Origin of the sequence: Saezia sanguinis, from assembly GCF_003991585.1 — a bacterium.
GTDB classification, from domain to species: domain Bacteria; phylum Pseudomonadota; class Gammaproteobacteria; order Burkholderiales; family Burkholderiaceae_C; genus Saezia; species Saezia sanguinis.
Map to the genome: position 1 here is coordinate 1 of NZ_PQSP01000063.1, position 275 is coordinate 275.

General features: G+C 69.1%; 1 pseudogene. It reads right to left on the bottom strand.

Annotation, left to right across the window (positions count from 1 at the left end):
• Window positions 1-133: 133 nt before the first annotated feature.
• Window positions 134-275 (bottom strand): annotated as a pseudogene (locus tag CUZ56_RS16305) (hypothetical protein); the annotation flags it as partial.

The window sequence follows — 275 nt, forward strand, 5'->3', positions numbered from 1 at the left end:
AGCATAGGTGTGCCGCCGACCGGGACGAACGCCTTGGGAGCAGCTGCTCCCAGACGTTCACCACGACCGGCGGCAGGAACCAACGCGATGACGGGTCCGGCGTTACGGCCGGACCCGTCCGGTTCGTACACGGTCAGGACGCCGCGGCGAGAACCTCGTCGAGAAGCGTCTCGGCCTTGCCGTCATCGGTCCCCTCGGCGAGCGCCAGCTCACCGACGAGGATCTGCCGCGCCTTGGCCAGCATCCGCTTCTCGCCCGCGGACAGACCACGATCC